Source organism: Arthrobacter sp. Ld5, assembly GCF_051172775.1.
GTDB lineage: Bacteria > Actinomycetota > Actinomycetes > Actinomycetales > Micrococcaceae > Arthrobacter_D.
Genome location: NZ_JBPKBO010000024.1, coordinates 84,789 through 99,452, shown reverse-complemented (window position 1 = coordinate 99,452; position 14,664 = coordinate 84,789). Strand labels below are relative to the sequence as shown.

General features: G+C 68.8%; 15 protein-coding genes. 14 read left to right on the top strand and 1 reads right to left on the bottom strand.

From position 1 onward, the window contains the following. Positions 1–34 precede the first annotated feature (34 nt). The 14 genes from ACSGDB_RS13425 (at position 35) to dnaB (ending at position 14,225) form a co-directional block, all read left to right on the top strand. Positions 35–1,717, top strand: coding sequence for an ABC-F family ATP-binding cassette domain-containing protein (locus ACSGDB_RS13425; protein WP_434995342.1), 1,683 nt, complete (start codon positions 35–37; stop codon positions 1,715–1,717). Between the two features lie 135 nt (positions 1,718–1,852). Beyond that, entirely contained in the window at positions 1,853–3,070 is a 1,218-nt protein-coding gene (locus ACSGDB_RS13420) for an MFS transporter (RefSeq protein ID WP_434995341.1), read from the top strand. A 34-nt stretch (positions 3,071–3,104) separates the two neighbouring features. After that, positions 3,105–4,094, top strand: coding sequence for an ATP-binding cassette domain-containing protein (locus tag ACSGDB_RS13415; RefSeq protein ID WP_434995340.1), 990 nt, complete (start codon positions 3,105–3,107; stop codon positions 4,092–4,094). Continuing rightward, positions 4,091–4,936, top strand: coding sequence for an ABC transporter permease (locus ACSGDB_RS13410; RefSeq protein WP_434995339.1), 846 nt, complete (start codon positions 4,091–4,093; stop codon positions 4,934–4,936). Before ACSGDB_RS13415 ends, ACSGDB_RS13410 begins: the two co-directional genes overlap by 4 nt. A 156-nt stretch (positions 4,937–5,092) precedes the next feature. Then, positions 5,093–6,040, top strand: a complete 948-nt coding sequence (locus ACSGDB_RS13405) for an ABC transporter ATP-binding protein (RefSeq protein WP_434995337.1) — start codon at positions 5,093–5,095, stop codon at positions 6,038–6,040. 2 nt (positions 6,041–6,042) lie between these two features. Next, positions 6,043–6,927, top strand: coding sequence for an ABC transporter permease (locus ACSGDB_RS13400; RefSeq protein ID WP_434995336.1), 885 nt, complete (start codon positions 6,043–6,045; stop codon positions 6,925–6,927). 32 nt (positions 6,928–6,959) lie between these two features. After that, positions 6,960–8,282, top strand: a complete 1,323-nt coding sequence (locus ACSGDB_RS13395; protein ID WP_434995335.1) for a sensor histidine kinase — start codon at positions 6,960–6,962, stop codon at positions 8,280–8,282. Beyond that, on the top strand, positions 8,230–8,931 hold the full coding sequence (locus ACSGDB_RS13390) for a response regulator (protein WP_434995334.1): 702 nt from the start codon (positions 8,230–8,232) through the stop codon (positions 8,929–8,931). The genes ACSGDB_RS13395 and ACSGDB_RS13390 overlap by 53 nt, the downstream gene beginning before the upstream one ends. A 73-nt stretch (positions 8,932–9,004) precedes the next feature. Then, positions 9,005–10,288: a M18 family aminopeptidase gene (locus ACSGDB_RS13385; protein ID WP_434995333.1), complete on the top strand. Its 1,284-nt coding sequence runs from the start codon at positions 9,005–9,007 to the stop codon at positions 10,286–10,288. A gap of 168 nt (positions 10,289–10,456) precedes the next feature. Next, complete coding sequence (gene rpsF / locus ACSGDB_RS13380; protein WP_043442549.1) at positions 10,457–10,762, top strand: 30S ribosomal protein S6; 306 nt, start codon at positions 10,457–10,459, stop codon at positions 10,760–10,762. Between the two features lie 60 nt (positions 10,763–10,822). Continuing rightward, positions 10,823–11,404, top strand: a complete 582-nt coding sequence (locus ACSGDB_RS13375; protein WP_434995332.1) for a single-stranded DNA-binding protein — start codon at positions 10,823–10,825, stop codon at positions 11,402–11,404. Between the two features lie 118 nt (positions 11,405–11,522). Continuing rightward, positions 11,523–11,762 (top strand): 30S ribosomal protein S18, encoded by a 240-nt coding sequence (gene rpsR / locus ACSGDB_RS13370; RefSeq protein ID WP_005273147.1) that lies wholly within the window; start codon positions 11,523–11,525, stop codon positions 11,760–11,762. Between the two features lie 15 nt (positions 11,763–11,777). Beyond that, positions 11,778–12,227: a 50S ribosomal protein L9 gene (rplI, locus tag ACSGDB_RS13365; protein WP_104122022.1), complete on the top strand. Its 450-nt coding sequence runs from the start codon at positions 11,778–11,780 to the stop codon at positions 12,225–12,227. 621 nt (positions 12,228–12,848) lie between these two features. Beyond that, entirely contained in the window at positions 12,849–14,225 is a 1,377-nt protein-coding gene (dnaB, locus tag ACSGDB_RS13360; protein WP_043442540.1) for a replicative DNA helicase, read from the top strand. On the opposite strand, the gene ACSGDB_RS13355 is transcribed toward dnaB, so the two are convergent. Further along, positions 14,222–14,644 (bottom strand): MarR family winged helix-turn-helix transcriptional regulator, encoded by a 423-nt coding sequence (locus ACSGDB_RS13355; protein WP_434995330.1) that lies wholly within the window; start codon positions 14,642–14,644, stop codon positions 14,222–14,224. The two genes, dnaB and ACSGDB_RS13355, sit on opposite strands and share 4 nt — an antisense overlap. Between the last annotated feature and the right edge of the window lie 20 nt (positions 14,645–14,664).

The following is a 14,664-nucleotide window of genomic DNA, read 5'->3' as shown; positions in this document are numbered from 1 at the left end:
GCGCCGGCTTGTCGTCGGATGAAACACTTGGGACGTGGCACATCTCGACGTATCCGGTATCGACTACTTCCTCTCCGACGGCAGGCAGCTGCTCAACGGGGTCGCCTTCAAGGTCGGCGACGGCCACAAGACGGCCCTGATCGGCCCGAACGGCACGGGCAAGACGACCCTCCTGCGCATCGTCGCCGGGGACCTGTCGCCCGACGAGGGTGCGGTCAGCCGGTCGGGGACGATGGGCATCATGCGGCAGTTCGTCGGTCAGGTGCGCGACGACTCGACCGTCCGCGACCTCCTCGTCTCCGCGGCGCCGCCCGTGCTCGCCGCCGCCGCGCAACGCATCGACGACGCCGAACTCGCCATGATGGAGGCCGACGACGAGCCGACACAGATGAAGTACGCGCAGGCGATCGCCGACTGGGGTGACGCGGGGGGCTACGAGCTGGAGACCACGTGGGACGAGGTCACGATGGCGGCCCTCGGTGTCCCCTTCGACCGCGCGCAGTACCGCGCGGCGTCGTCGCTCTCGGGCGGGGAGCAGAAGCGGCTCGTGCTGGAGGCCCTGTTCTCGGGTCCCGACGAACTCCTGCTCCTGGACGAGCCCGACAACTACCTGGATGTTCCCGGCAAGCGCTGGCTCGAGGCGAAGCTGCGGGAGTCGAAGAAGTCGGTGCTGTTCGTCAGCCACGACCGCGAGCTGCTCGCCAACGCGGCAACCCGCATCGTGACGCTGGAACCCGGGGTGCTCGGGGCGTCGTCGTGGACCCACGGCGGCGGGTTCGGGACGTACCTGAAGGCGCGCGAGGACCGCAACGCGCGGTTCGAGGAACTGCGCAAGCGCTGGGACGAGGAGCATCTCAAGCTCAAGGAACTCGTCAACATGTACAAGAACAAGGCGGCGTTCCGCTCGGACATGGCGAATCGGTACCACGCGGCGCAGACGCGGCTGGCGAAGTTCCTGGAAGCCGGCCCGCCGGAGGCCATCCCCCTCGAGCAGAACGTGTCGATGCGCCTGGCCGGCGGACGGACCGCCAAGCGGGCCGTCGTCGCCCAGAAGCTCGAGCTCACGGGCCTCATGAAGCCCTTCAGCAGCGAGATCTGGTTCGGGGACCGGGTCGGGGTGCTGGGCTCCAACGGCTCGGGCAAGTCGCACTTCCTGCGGTTGCTCGCCGCCGGCGGGACCGATCCGGACAAGGAGCACCAGCCCGTGTCCGACGTCGACATCGCCGCCGTGCCGCACGAGGGCTCCGTGAAGCTGGGGGCGCGCATCCGCCCCGGGTTCTTCGCGCAGACGCACTCCCGCCCGGACCTCCTGGGCCGGACCCTCGTGGACATCCTGCACCGGGGCGAAGAGCACCGCTCGGGGCTGGGCCGGGAGGCCGCGTCCGCCGTGCTCGACCGCTACGGGCTCGCCGCGCAGGCCGAACAACCGTACGACTCCCTGTCCGGCGGCCAGCAGGCCCGGCTGCAGATCCTGCTGCTGGAACTCTCCGGCGCCACCCTCCTGCTGCTCGACGAGCCCACGGACAACCTGGACCTCCATTCGGCGGAGGCTCTCGAGCACGCCATCGACGCGTTCGAGGGGACGGTCATCGCCGTGACCCACGACCGCTGGTTCGCCCGGAGCTTCGACCGCTTCCTCGTCTTCGGATCAGATGGCAAGGTCTACGAGACGAAAGAGCCCGTGTGGGACGAGGCCCGGGTCGTGCGCTCCCGGTAGGACGCATCGTCCACACGTCCTCCACACGTTGTCCACAGGGTTGTCCCCAACCGGTGGATAAGTAGCGGCCGACCCGGGGAGACGCGCGGACGACGCGTGTTTGGCATGCGCTGCGGTGCACCCTACGGTTGCAGCATGAAGTCCTCCGTCCGAGCCGCCATGCTCGCCACCTACGCGATCTTCGGACTCAACGGTCTCGTGTTCGCGAGCTGGGCCGCCCGGATCCCGGCCGCCTCGAGCACCCTCGGGCTCGGCTCCGGCCAGACGGGGACCCTCCTGCTCATCGGGGCCATCGGCTCGGTGCTGTCCCTGCCGCTGGCGGGCCTCGCCGCCGCGCGCTTCGGCACCGGCAACACGGTCCGTCTCGGGGGGACCGCGGCGGGGGTGGCCGCCATCGCCGTCGCGCTCGGCCTGCTCACCGTGTCGGTGCCGGTGGTCGCCGTCGGACTGTTCCTGTTCGGGAGCGGCATCGCCCTCTGGGACGTGGGTCAGAACATCGAGGGGGCCGACGTCGAACGCCGGGTCGGGCGGACCATCATGCCGCGCTTCCATGCCGCCTTCAGCGGCGGGGCCTTCGTCGGTGCCCTGATCGGTGCGGGACTGTCCGCGCTCGACGTCGCGCTCTCCACGCACCTCGTCGCGGTCGCCGTCCTCAGCCTCGCCGTGTCGCTGTGGACGCCCCGGTATTTCCTGCCCGAGACCGGCGGCGGCGAGGCTGCCTCCGGCACGGAGCCGGAGCGGCCCCGCAGCAGGGGCCTCGGCGCGTGGGGTGAGCCCCGGACGCTGCTGATCGGTCTCGTGGTGCTGGGCGCGGCGCTGACCGAGGGTGCGGCCAACGACTGGGTGGCGAAGGCCACCGTGGACGGACTGGGGACCACGGAAAGCACCGGCGCCGTCATGTTCGCCGTCTTCGTCGCCGCCATGACCGCGCTGCGCTTCGTCGGCGGTCCGCTCATCGACCGGTTCGGCCGGGTGCGGGTGCTCCAGGCCGGTCTGGGCTCCTCCCTCGCAGGGCTCGTGCTGTTCGTCGTCGCTCCGTCCGTCCCGCTGGCCGCCGTCGGAGCGGTCCTGTGGGGCGCGGGAGCGGCCCTCGGATTCCCGATGGGCATGTCCGCAGCGGCGGACGAGCCCGAGCACGCCGCGGCGCGGGTCTCGGTGGTGTCCACCATCGGGTACACGGCGTTCCTCGCCGGTCCGCCGCTCCTCGGCTTCCTCGGCGACGCCGTCGGGATCCGCACGGCGTTGCTCGCCGTCGGGGTCGCCGTGCTGGCATCCTTCCTCGTCGCACCGGTCGCCCGCGAGCGGACCCCCGCGACCGAAGCATTGCGGACAAGTCCTGACCGAATCCCCTAGGACGCATTCAGGACGAGGTCCTACGCTGTTCTGCATGGCGATCATCGAGGCAGAAGGTCTGAAGAAAACCTATTCGTCGAAGAGCGGCCCCGTGCATGCACTCGACGGCATGGATCTCTCCGTTCCCCAGGGGACGGTCAAGGCCCTACTGGGGCCGAACGGTGCGGGGAAGACCACCGTGGTCAAGATCCTCACCACCCTCATCCAACCGACGGCGGGCACGGCCCACATCGACGGCATCGACGTCCGCCGCAACCCGAAGGCGGCGCGCCGCATCATCGGCGTCTCCGGCCAGTACGCGGCCGTGGACGAGAACCTCACCGGGCTCGAGAACCTCGAGATGGTGGGCCGGCTGTACCACCTCGGAAATCGGGAGGCGCGACGCCGGGCGCAGGAACTGATCGACCAGTTCGAGCTGACGGAGGCCGGCAACCGCCCCGTCAAGGGGTTCTCCGGCGGCATGCGACGTCGGATCGACCTGGCCGGCGCGCTGGTCATCAACCCGAAGATCCTCTTCCTCGACGAACCGACCACGGGGCTCGATCCCCGGAGCCGGATCTCCCTGTGGGGCATCATCAAGGACCTCGTCAAGGACGGCACCACGCTGCTGCTCACCACGCAGTATCTCGAGGAGGCGGACCAGCTCTCGGACGACATCGCGGTGATCGACGGCGGCCGGACCATCGCGGAGGGCACCTCGGACCAGCTGAAGGCGCAGATCGGAGGGCACCGCGTGGTGGTGTCGCTCGTGGAGGCCGCCGACGCCGGCGCCGCGAGGGAGATCCTCGCGCGCCACGGTGAAGGCGCGCCCGTCGTCGGCGACGACGGGCGGAGTATCGAGGTGGCCGTCACCGAGGGCCCCCGGGCCCTCCAGTACATCCTCTCCGACCTCGGGGAGGCGGGCATCAGCCTGCATGACGCCGGCATGCGGCGCCCGAGCCTCGACGACGTGTTCCTGCAGCTGACAGGACACCGCGCGGAGGAGGCCGACCAGCCGGCATCCCAGAAGGAGACAGCAGCATGAGCGTCCTGGCACCCGAGGAACGGCGCACCGCCGCGGACCGGCCGTCCGACCTCGCCATGTGGTTCTCCGACGGGTGGACCATCACGAAGCGGAACCTCATCAAACTGAAGCGCTCACCCGACATGCTGGTCTTCGCCGTCCTGCAGCCCATCATGTTCGTGCTGCTGTTCAGCCAGATCTACGGTGGCTCCATCCAGGTGGAGGGCAGCGACTACACGCAGTACCTGATGGCCGGCATCTTCGCCCAGACGGTGATCTTCGGCTCCACGTTCTCCGGCTCGGCGATGGCCCAGGACCTCAAGGACGGCATCATCGACCGCTTCCGCACCCTGCCCATGAGCCCGTCGGCGGTCCTTGTCGGCCGGACCAACAGCGACCTCGTGCTCAATACGCTGTCCGTGACGATCATGATGGGGACCGGCTTCCTCGTCGGCTGGCGGATCAACACCTCACTCAGCAGTGCCCTCGCCGGCGTGGGCCTGCTGCTGCTCTTCTCCTACGCGTTCAGCTGGGTCATGGCACTGCTGGGCATGTCCGTGAAGAGCCCGGAGGTCATCAACAACGCCTCCTTCATGATCCTGTTCCCGCTCACCTTCATCTCGATCGCCTTCGTGCAGTCCCAGAACCTGCCGGGGCCGCTCGAGACGTTCGCGAACTGGAACCCGGTCTCCGCGCTGGTCCAGGCGGTCCGTGAACTGTTCGGCAACACCGGGACCGTCCCGACCCCCGATGTGTGGCCCATGCAGAACGCCCTGCTGACGGTGCTGATCGGGGCGGCGCTCATGCTCGTGGTCTTCGTCCCGCTCTGCGTGCGGAAGTTCGCGTCGATCAGCAGCCGCTGACGGGGCCGGGATCCCGCCGCCGGGTCGTCCTTAAGAGGTACTGCTCCGCTCCGCCCGGTCATCCCTGGGGGCGGTGACCCGCACCCGCCCCGGGCCTATCGTTGATGAGGGGACCGCGCCCGCGGCAGCCCGGACAAGCACGCAAAGGACGCAGCCATGATCGAGGCACAGGCCCTCTCGAAGCGCTACGGCGCGAAGACGGCGGTCGACGCCGTCTCCTTCACCGTCCAGCCCGGCAAGGTCACCGGCTTCCTCGGCCCGAACGGTGCCGGCAAGTCCACCACGATGCGCATGATCGTCGGGCTCGACAACCCGACCGGCGGGCGCGTCACCGTCAACGGGCGGCCCTACGCCCAGCACCGGGCACCGCTCCGGGAGGTGGGCGCGCTCCTGGACGCGAAAGCCGTCCACACCAAGCGCTCCGCCTACAACCACCTCCGGGCCATGGCGGCGACGCACGGCATCCCGAACAGCCGGGTCAGGGAGGTCATCGAGCTCACCGGACTCGGACCGGTGGCGAAGAAGCGGGTCGGCGGGTTCTCCCTCGGCATGGGCCAGCGCCTCGGCATCGCGGCGGCCCTCCTCGGCGATCCCCACACGGTCATCCTGGACGAGCCCGTGAACGGCCTCGACCCGGAGGGCGTGCAGTGGGTGCGCCACCTCGCGAAGGGGCTCGCGTCCGAGGGGCGGACGGTCTTCCTGTCCTCGCACCTCATGTCGGAGATGGCGCTGACCGCGGACCACCTGATCGTGATCGGCCGCGGCCGCATCATCGCCGACGCCCCCATCCAGTCCATCATCGACGGACAGGGCAAGGCCCGGGTCAGGGTGCGGGCGGACCGGCCCCAGGACCTGCTCGGCAGCCTCGCCGGGGAGGGCGTCAGCTCCCAGGTGCTCGAGCCCGAACTGGTCGAGATCACCGGGGTCGAGCCGCGCCGCATCGCGGAGGTCGCGCTCCGGGAGCGTGTCCTCGTGTACGAACTCACGCCCCTTCGGGTGTCCCTCGAGGACGCCTACATGGAACTCACCCAGACCGAGGTCGAGTACCACTCGCACGCCCTGCCCGGCGCCGGCGAGACCCCCGCACTCGTGGAAGGACGCTGATCATGGCAACCTCGACCCCTCCCGCCCCCGCCCGGCAAACGCACCGGCAGGAAGAGGCCGGTCCCGGCGTGAACTTCGGCCGCGTCCTGAAGTCCGAGTGGATCAAGGTGACCACCGTCCCCTCGACCGTCATCCTGATCGCGTCCACCGTCGTCGTGATGATAGGACTGGCGGCCCTCTTCGCCTGGGCGCTGTCGACGTCTGCCGAGGCGATCCAGTCCGCCGAGGTGCCGCCGGAGTTCCAGGGACCCACCGAGGGGCCGAACAGCCTTGCAGGCCAGGCTCTGACGGCGCCGTCGTCGGGCCTCGTCTTCGGCCAGCTGCTCATCGCATCGCTCGCGGTGGTGCTCATCGCCTCGGAGTGGACCACGGGGATGATCCGCTCCACCATGGTCGCCGTGCCGAAACGCACTCCGGCCCTCCTGGCCAAGACGGCGATCGTCGCGGTCGTCTCCTTCGTGGTGGGATTCGCCAGTGCCCTGATCTCCTATCTCGTTGCACAACCCATCCTCCGGGGACAGGACCTCGACTTCGCGCTCACCGATGACGGCGTCCTCGCGAGCGTCGTCAACTCCGGTACCTTCCTCGCACTCGTGGCGGTGATCTCGATGTCCATCGGCACCCTGCTGCGCAACACGGCGGGAGGCGTGGTGACGGCGGTCGGCATCTTCTTCGTCCTGCCGATCATCGTGCAGCTCATCTCGGGTCTCGCCGACTGGATCCCCGATGCAGCACGCTTCCTTCCGGGCGAGGCTGGGACGCAGATGGTCGCCGTGATGGTGGAGGACGACGCGCTGACCCAGCTCCAGGGCGGCCTGGTCATGGGGGTCTGGGCGCTCGTGCTCCTCGTCGTCTCCCTGCTCGTCACCAAGAAGCGGGATGTCTAGCACTCCCCGCCCGGCGTCGGTGACGCGCCCCGATGACTGACAGACCCTTGGTGGGGGAGACCGCGGAGCGAACGGCCGCGGTCTCCTTCACCGAGCTCAATGCCCGCCGGCTGGGCCCGTTCCGGCGGTTCTTCCGCGGCCATCCGCGTGCCATGGACGCCGTCGTCGTCGTGGTGTTCCTCCTGTTCGCCTTCCCCAACGCGCTGTTCGTCGTCCTCGACGACGAGAACTGGCTCGGCGTGGCCGGGGTGGCGCTGGCCGCCGCGGCGCTGGCGTTCCGCCGCGACCGGCCGCTGATGGTCCTCGCGTTCGTCGCTGTCCTCGACATCCCCATCAGCATCCTGACCGAGGGTGCCGGGAGCACCGGCGTGGCGACGATGTTCGCCCTCTACACCGTGGCCGTGGCCTACCCGCTGCGGCAGGCGCTCGCCGCCGCCGTGGTGGCGACCGTCCTGTCGGTGAGCGCCCTGTTCCTCATCCCGATCAGCACCTTCGGCGACGCACCGGGCGTGATCTGGCTCCTCAGCGGTTTCGTCGTGATGTTCCTGTCCATCGCCGTCGGCGCCGGCGTCACGGTGCGTCGGGACCGCGACCACGAGAGCGTCCTGCGCGAGTGGGCCGCCCGGAACGCCGAACTGGCGTCCGCCGGCGAACGCAACCGGATCGCGCGGGAGATGCATGACGTCGTCGCCCATTCCCTGACCGTCATGGTGGCGTTGTCCGACGGCGCCGCCGTCGTCATGAAACGCGATCCGGAGCGCGCGACGGCGGTCCTCGGCGAGTTGTCGGCCACGGGTCGCACGGCCATCGCCGACATGCGCCGCGTGCTCGGTGTCCTGCGCGCCGAGGCCGTGAGCGGGTCGCTCGAGCCGCTCCCGGCGTCGAGTTCACTGGCGCAGCTGCTGGACGGCTTCCGTGCTGCGGGACTGCCACTCAGGGTGACGACGACGGGGCCCATGCTGCCGGGCGATCCCGCCTTCCAGCTCACCGTGTACCGGATCCTGCAGGAGTCCCTGACCAACGTCCTGCGCTACGGCAAGGGCGTTACGCTGGTCGACGTCATGATCGCCCGGACCGGGGACGCGGTGGAGCTGCGCGTGGCGGACGACGGCCGCGGCACCATGGGGCCCGTGACCTCCCTCGGCTCCGGCCAGGGCATCGCGGGCATGCGGGAGCGTGCCGCCATCTACGCGGGCACCGTCGAATGCGGCCACCGCCCCTCGGGTGGCTGGCTCGTCGAGGTGCGGCTGACCGCCCCGGACGCCGCCGGCGGACCGGACAACCGACAGGGGGAAGAGAAGGATGACCGCGCAGCACAGCACGCCGGCCAGGCCCATCAGGGTTCTGCTCGCTGACGACCAGCCGCTCCTGCGGATGGGCTTCCGGCTCATCCTCGAGGGCGAGCCGGACCTGGAGATCGTCGGTGAGGCGTCGACCGGGGCCGAAGCCGTCCGGCTCACCGCGGAGTGCGCGCCGGACGTGGTGTTGATGGACGTCCGGATGCCGCAGGGGGACGGCATCGAGGCGACGCGGCAGATCACGTCCTCCGGGTCGTGTGCGCGCATCATCATCCTGACGACCTTCGACCTGGACGAGTACGCCTTCGCCGGCCTGCAGGCGGGCGCCTCGGCGTTCCTGCTCAAGGACGTGGCACCCGAGGGGCTGGTGCACGCGGTGCGCGTCGTCGCGAGCGGGGACGCCGTCGTCGCACCGCGCGTGACGCAGCGGCTCCTGGAGACCTATGTGCGGTCCCTCCCGCCGGTGCAGCGGACGACGCCGCCGGACCGACGCCTGGCCGAACTGACGCCGCGGGAACGGGAAGTGCTCGAGGCGATCGCCGAGGGCCTGTCCAACGCCGAACTCGCGGCCCGGTTCTTCCTGTCGGAAGCGACCATCAAGACGCACGTGCGGCGGATCCTGACGAAGCTGGAGCTCAGGGACCGCGTGCAGGCCGTGGTCTACGCCTATGAGAACGCGATCGTGGTGCCCGGGCCCGCGCACTGATGCCCGGCGTCACCGCGTCCCGGTGCGCCCGGACGCGGGCGTCGGTGACGGCGGTATCTGGTTGAATCGGGGGATGAGCCCAGCACCCGCGCACATCCAGGACCTCGGAGCCTATGTCTCGGCGTCGCCGTCGAGCTTCCACGCCGTGGCGGAGGCCGGACGCCGTCTCTCGGCCGCAGGATTCCGCCGCCTGGCGGAACAGGACCCCTGGGAGGGTGGCGCCGGCAGCTTCTTCGTCCTCCGCGACGGCGCCCTCATCGCGTGGACCGTGCCGACGGCGGCAGGTCCGACGACGGCCTTCCACATCCTCGGGGCGCACACCGACTCGCCGTCGTTCAAGCTCAAACCACGACCCACCACCGGGAAGCACGGCTGGCTGCAGGCCGGCGTCGAGGTGTACGGCGGGCCCCTGCTGAACTCCTGGCTGGACCGCGAGCTCGCGCTCGCCGGCCGGCTCACCCTCCACGACGGCACCGAGCACCTCGTCTCCACCGCGCCGATCCTGCGCTTCCCCCAGCTCGCGATCCACCTCGACCGCGCCGTCAACGACGGCCTGACCCTCGACAAGCAGCGCCACATGAACCCGGTCTGGGGCCTCGGCGATCCCGCGGGGGCCGATCTCCTCGGACTCCTCGCCGCGGGAGCGGGCGTCGACCCGCGCGAGGTCGGCGGGTTCGACGTCGTCGTCGCCGATACGCAGGACCCCCGCGTCTTCGGCGCACAGGACGAATTCTTCGCGTCCGGGCGGCTCGACAACCTCTCCTCCGTGCACGCAGGGCTCGCGGCGATCATCGGGACGTCGGCCGAGGGGGCCGAGCACGGGCCGATCGCGGTCCTCGCGGCGTTCGACCACGAGGAGGTGGGCAGCGGCTCGCGGTCCGGCGCGAGCGGTCCCTTCCTCGAGGACATGCTGCTGCGGATCTCGCTGGGCCTCGGGGCCGGGACCGAGGAGCGGCTGCGGGCCCTCGCGGCGTCGTTCTGCGTCTCCGCCGACGCCGGTCACGCCGTGCATCCCAACTACGCGGAGCGGCACGACCCGGCCAACCAGCCCATCCTCAACGGTGGCCCGCTGCTGAAGATCAACGCCAACCAGCGGTACACCACGGACGCGCCCGGCGCCGCGTACTGGGCGGCACTCTGCCGCGCAGCGGGCGTGCCGTACCAGGAGTTCGTGTCCAGCAACGTGATGCCGTGCGGTTCCACCATCGGGCCACTCACTGCCACCCGGCTGGGGATCCGGACGGTCGACGTCGGGGTACCCCTGCTGTCCATGCACTCGGCGCGTGAACTCTGCGGCGTCGACGATCCCGGGTACCTCGCGGAGGCCGTCGGCGCGTTCTTCCGGGGCGGCCGGTAGGGCGCCTGCCTGCGAATTCGCCCCGTCCGGTCCGTCCGGTAGGATTGGGGACGTCTGTGCCAGAGCCAGTCACCGGTCAGTACCGGGGACGGCGGCCGGACCAACGCAAAAGAACCTCCTGTTGCGGAAAGACCGCGACCGCTCAGCCCAGAGGAGGTGGGTTCACACATGCGTGCATATGAATTGATGGTAATCATCGACCCCGACGTCGAGGAACGCTCCATCGACCCAACACTCGAGAAGTTCCTGAATGTCGTCCGCAACGGCGGCGGCACCGTGGACAAGGTGGATATCTGGGGACGCCGGCGCCTTGCGTACGAGATCCAGAAGAAGACCGAAGGCATCTACGCCGTCGTCAACTTCACCGCGACCCCGGCCGTGGCTTCCGAGCTCGACCGCCAGCTGAGCCTCAACGAGACGATCATGCGCACCAAGATCATCCGCCCGGAGGAGCAGAAGGTTTCCGCCGAGTAATCTCGGTAGATCCCTCATCCATCCACCCCGCCCCGGCGGGAAGGAACTCAAGGAGGCACCATGGCAGGCGAGACAGTCATCACGGTGGTCGGCAACCTCACGAACGACCCCGAGCTGCGGTTCACACCGTCGGGATCGGCGGTTGCCAACTTCACCATCGCGTCCACTCCTCGTACGTTCGACCGCCAGACCAACGACTGGAAGGACGGCGAAACGCTGTTCCTCCGGGCGTCGGTGTGGCGTGAGGCTGCGGAGAACGTCGCCGAGACCCTGACCAAGGGAACCCGCGTGGTTGCCCAGGGTCGACTCAAGTCGCGGTCGTACGACACCAAAGAGGGCGAGAAGCGCACCGTCATGGAACTGGAGGTGGACGAGATCGGTCCATCCCTGCGCTACGCGTCCGCCAAGGTCACCCGCACCCAGCGCTCCGGCGGCGGGAACAGCGGTGGCTTCGGCAACTCGGGCAATTCCGGTGGCGGCTTCGGCGGCAATTCCGGCGGTTCGAACTCCGGCTCCGGCTGGGGTGGGGGCCAGCAGTCCCAGCAGCCCGCGGATGATCCCTGGGGTGCCCCTTCGGGAGCACCCTCGGGCGGAAACTCGCAGGGTTGGGGCAACGGCCCCGACTCGGAGCCTCCCTTCTAGGCACCCTCCAGGCAGGGGTTCCGCTCCCGGAACTCCTGCCGCAGTCGCCGACAGGTGACTGGCACGTCCCATCCCGCAGAATCGTTCTGCGGGCTCCACCATACAAAGGAGCACCACGATGGCTAAGGCTGAACTCCGTAAGCCCAAACCAAAGTCCAACCCCTTGAAGGCCGCTGACGTCACCGTCATCGACTACAAGGACGTAGCCCTGCTGCGTAAGTTCATTTCCGATCGCGGAAAGATCCGTGCCCGTCGCGTCACCGGCGTGACCGTCCAGGAGCAGCGCAAGATCGCTCAGGCAATCAAGAACGCCCGCGAAGTCGCCCTCCTGCCGTACTCCGGCGCCGGCCGCGGCTAGGGAAAGGGACACACTATGTCGAAGCTCATTCTGACCCAGGAAGTCACCGGACTCGGTGCCGCAGGCGACGTCGTCGAGGTGAAGAACGGTTACGCACGTAACTACCTTCTGCCCCGCGGTTTCGCCCTGATGTGGAGCAAGGGTGGCGAGAAGCAGGTCGAGTCGATCAAGGCTGCCCGTTCCGCCCGCGAGCACGCATCGCTCGAGGACGCCCAGCGCCAGGCCGCCGCCCTGTCGGCGAAGCCCGTCACCCTGACCGTCAAGGCGGGCGGCTCCGGCCGCCTGTTCGGTACGGTCAAGGCCGACGACGTCGCGAAGGCCGTCGAGGCCGCAGGCCTCGGCACGATCGACAAGCGCAAGGTCGAACTCCCCGCCCACATCAAGTCGGTCGGTTCGTACCAGGCCAACGTCCGTCTCCACGAGGACGTCGCTGCAGTCATCGATCTGGACGTCGTCGCAAGCTAGCACGCCGGACGGTCGACTCAGGAAGCCCCTGCCTCACGGCGGGGGCTTCCTGCCGTTGAGGCCGGATGATCGTCGATCCGTTCGAGGGTGCATGGTCCCTGATCCATACGCGCCGGCGACTGCCTCCGGGCGATCCGCGACACCCCGAGAGTGCATCGCACGGTATATGCCGCGGTCCGGCGCGGATCGCCGCGGGTCCTGGTCCTCCGCAAGGGTGTTGGTGCCGGCATATACGGAGTCTGCCGCAGGATCCACCGTGTCCGCGGCGTGGTTGTCAACAGCAGTCCTGTGGATGACCGAGGTCTCACCAGCAATATCGATCCACAGGGCGGGGACAACGTTTCCGCAGGTCAGAGCACCTTTTCTTGTCAAAACTCTTTCTTGTCCACAGGGTTGTCCCCATCCTGTGCACAAGACACGCCGTGCAATCCACAGCTTATTCACACTTACCCACACCCCCTGTTGATGCAGCGCTTTGCGGTGTTCCGGGAGGGGGCTAGCGTTGCGACAGATTCCCGAAAGTGAGGGTGTCGGGTGATAGGCCTGTTCCTGTCGGACCCCGCCCCGGGTATCCGGTCGACGCCCCGGCGCGACCGCTGACAGTACGAGAAAGGCCCTTCCGTGTCCCTGGCACATGCAGACTCATCATCGGACACCCGGAGCCCCGAATTCTCGCGCACCCCGCCCCAGGATCTCGTGGCGGAGCAGTCGGTCCTCGGCGGCATGATGCTGTCCAAGGACGCGATCGCCGACTGCGTCGAGGTGCTCCGTGGCCTGGACTTCTACCGGCCGGCCCACGAGAGCATCTACGAGGCCATCATCGACCTCTACGGTCGGGGTGAGCCGGCCGATGCCGTCACGGTCTCCGACGAGCTCACCAAGCGCGGTGAGATCTCCCGCATCGGCGGCCCGGCCTATCTCCACACGCTGATCCAGTCCGTTCCGACGGCCGCCAACGCGGGATTCTATGCCGAGATCGTCCGGGAGCGGGCCGTCCTGCGTCGGCTGGTCGACGCCGGCACCAAGATCGTGCAGCTCGGCTACTCGAACGACGGCGAGGTCGATGATCTCGTGAACGCTGCGCAGGCCGAGGTGTATGCGGTAGCCGAGCGCCGCACCGCGGAGGACTACGTGGCGCTCAAGGACATCATCGAGGGTACGGTCGACGAGATCGAGTCCGCGGGGCACAAGGGTGAGGGCATGACGGGTGTGCCCACGGGATTCTACGAACTGGATGAGCTCACGCAGGGCCTCCATGGCGGCCAGATGATCGTCGTCGCTGCCCGCCCCGCGATGGGCAAGTCGACGTTCGCCCTGGACTGGGCCCGATCGGCCGCGATCAAGCACAACATGACCACGGTCTTCTTCTCCCTCGAGATGGGCCGCAACGAGATCGCCATGCGCCTCCTCTCCGCCGAGGCCACCATCGGCCTGCAGGACCTCCGCAAGGGCACGATCAAGGACGAGCAGTGGGGGAAGATCGCCACGACGATGGGGCGCATGAACGACGCGCCGCTGTTCATCGACGACAGTCCGAACATGTCGCTGATGGAGATCCGGGCCAAGTGCCGGCGGCTGAAGCAGCGTCACGACCTCAAGCTCGTGGTGCTGGACTACCTGCAGCTCATGTCCTCCGGCAAGCGGGTGGAGTCGCGCCAGCAGGAAGTATCGGAGTTCTCACGCGCCCTGAAACTCCTGGCGAAGGAACTGAACGTGCCGGTGGTCGCCCTGTCGCAGCTGAACCGCGGATCCGAGCAACGGACGGACAAGCGCCCGCAGGTGTCGGATCTGCGCGAATCGGGATCGATCGAGCAGGACGCCGACATGGTCATCCTGCTGCATCGCGATGACGTGTACGACAAGGAGTCCGCGCGCGCGGGAGAGGCCGACGTCATCGTCGCCAAGCACCGTAACGGCCCCACCAAGACGCTGGTCGTCGGGTTCCAGGGCCACTATTCGCGGTTCAACAACATGGCCGCGGACGGCGGGGGCTACTAGTCCTTCTTGGGTCCGAGTTCCGCGATGACCGTCTTGAGGCGGTTGCGCAGGTCCTCGGACGCGAGGCCGTCCTCGGCCATCAGGTCGTGCTCGATGTTCTTCGCCCGCTCCAGCGCCTTCAGGCCGGCGGACGTGATCGTGATGCGCTGGCTGCGGCGGTCTGCCGAGTTCCGCAGCCGCGTGACGAGACCGCGCTTCTCGAGGCGGTCCAGGGTGCGCCCCACGGTCTGGGCCTGGACGTGGACGAGCTGGGCGAGGCGCACCCCGGTGAGGGTGCCCTCGCGTTCGAGGACTCCCAGGGTGGTGAGTCCGGCGTGGGTGATGCCGATACCCAGGAGCTTCTCGTTCCAGGAATGCTCGACGATGCGGGCTGCTGTGGTCAGCAGCCGGCTGGTCGACCAATCGTTCAATTCCGGCACGATTGCGTGTCCTTCCCCTT

What these genes read in the sequence shown, in the direction of transcription:
- ACSGDB_RS13410 (WP_434995339.1), top strand. Translation starts at nt 4,091, where the DNA reads ATGAGCGTCCTGGCACCCGAGGAACGGCGCACCGCCGCGGACCGGCCG.
- ACSGDB_RS13385 (WP_434995333.1), top strand. Translation starts at nt 9,005, where the DNA reads ATGAGCCCAGCACCCGCGCACATCCAGGACCTCGGAGCCTATGTCTCG.
- ACSGDB_RS13405 (WP_434995337.1), top strand. Translation starts at nt 5,093, where the DNA reads ATGATCGAGGCACAGGCCCTCTCGAAGCGCTACGGCGCGAAGACGGCG.
- rplI (WP_104122022.1), top strand. Translation starts at nt 11,778, where the DNA reads ATGTCGAAGCTCATTCTGACCCAGGAAGTCACCGGACTCGGTGCCGCA.
- ACSGDB_RS13400 (WP_434995336.1), top strand. Translation starts at nt 6,043, where the DNA reads ATGGCAACCTCGACCCCTCCCGCCCCCGCCCGGCAAACGCACCGGCAG.
- ACSGDB_RS13395 (WP_434995335.1), top strand. Translation starts at nt 6,960, where the DNA reads ATGACTGACAGACCCTTGGTGGGGGAGACCGCGGAGCGAACGGCCGCG.
- ACSGDB_RS13375 (WP_434995332.1), top strand. Translation starts at nt 10,823, where the DNA reads ATGGCAGGCGAGACAGTCATCACGGTGGTCGGCAACCTCACGAACGAC.
- ACSGDB_RS13420 (WP_434995341.1), top strand. Translation starts at nt 1,853, where the DNA reads ATGAAGTCCTCCGTCCGAGCCGCCATGCTCGCCACCTACGCGATCTTC.
- rpsF (WP_043442549.1), top strand. Translation starts at nt 10,457, where the DNA reads ATGCGTGCATATGAATTGATGGTAATCATCGACCCCGACGTCGAGGAA.
- ACSGDB_RS13415 (WP_434995340.1), top strand. Translation starts at nt 3,105, where the DNA reads ATGGCGATCATCGAGGCAGAAGGTCTGAAGAAAACCTATTCGTCGAAG.
- rpsR (WP_005273147.1), top strand. Translation starts at nt 11,523, where the DNA reads ATGGCTAAGGCTGAACTCCGTAAGCCCAAACCAAAGTCCAACCCCTTG.
- ACSGDB_RS13390 (WP_434995334.1), top strand. Translation starts at nt 8,230, where the DNA reads ATGACCGCGCAGCACAGCACGCCGGCCAGGCCCATCAGGGTTCTGCTC.